Origin of the sequence: Streptomyces viridosporus (assembly GCF_002078235.1) — a bacterium.
GTDB lineage: Bacteria > Actinomycetota > Actinomycetes > Streptomycetales > Streptomycetaceae > Streptomyces > Streptomyces viridosporus.
The window spans coordinates 1-956 of record NZ_MSGP01000901.1; the positions used below are offsets into that span (position 1 = coordinate 1).

The 956-nt window shown below is 67.5% G+C and carries 1 pseudogene; it reads left to right on the forward strand.

What is annotated here, in order from left to right:
• Nucleotides 1-699: 699 nt before the first annotated feature.
• Nucleotides 700-956, forward strand: a pseudogene (locus B7L92_RS43410) (GNAT family N-acetyltransferase); the annotation flags it as partial.

A 956-nucleotide genomic window follows, 5' to 3' on the forward strand; every position in this document is an offset into this window, starting at 1 on the left:
GCAGGTTCTTCGTCTGCTGGTGGTACGGCGCTTGCCTGTCCCTGACCTGTGCCGACGACACAACTTGCGTCTGATGCGGCTTCGTTGGCCCGTCAATGGTCCGGATCTCGGCTTCTCTCATCCACCAGTGAGGGCGAGAACTCCGGGCCCGGCAAAAACCGATGGGGGACGGTGAGACACCTTCGCGTGCGTGGGGCCCTGTGGTGCGGCAGGAAGGACGGTGCTCAATGAGATGCGCCTCCGGCGCGTGCCGGTACCACATGGCACAGGTCGTAACGGCCGTCCAACGGCGTCCAGTCTTTCCAGCTCGGGCACGAAACCGCAGGTCATGGCCTTCACGTCTGGGAGGGTCCGCCCAGTTGGTGACAGCTGCGTGATAGCGGCTGACACGGCGGAGCCCCGTCGGGAAACGTCCCGACGGGCCTTTTGTGGAGTTAGTCGTGGCCGCCGGTGACCTGTCGGCCTACGCGGACGCCGGTGACCTGTCCGCGGCCGGAGCGCACCGCTCGACGTCGATCGGGCGTGTTCGGCCACGATGATCCGCGCGTACGTGGGCACGTGCCGGGGCATGCGCTGATGAGTGCGTGAAGGTGGGTGGCGGTCACTCTCCGCGCACCTGCTCATGGGCGGCGGTGAGCACCTTGCCGAGCCAGCCGACCCGCCGCACGAAGGCACTCCCCGGTGCGAAATACTCCCCCGGTGAGTTCACGCACTTCCCTGATCAGCCAGCCGATCACGATACGGAGGGCCGTCGCGCGGGACGCCAAACGGCTCACGCGGCTCGTGCGTGGCTCAGGCGCCTACGAGGGGAAGTACGCAGCCGCAGTCGCGGGCTACCGGGTCGGTCCTGATTACATCGAGGCCCACCGCGCCTTTGTGGCCGTCGGCGCCGACGAGCACGGAGGCCGGGTCCTCGGGTTCTATTCGCTCGTCCTCGCTCCACCGGAGCTCGACCT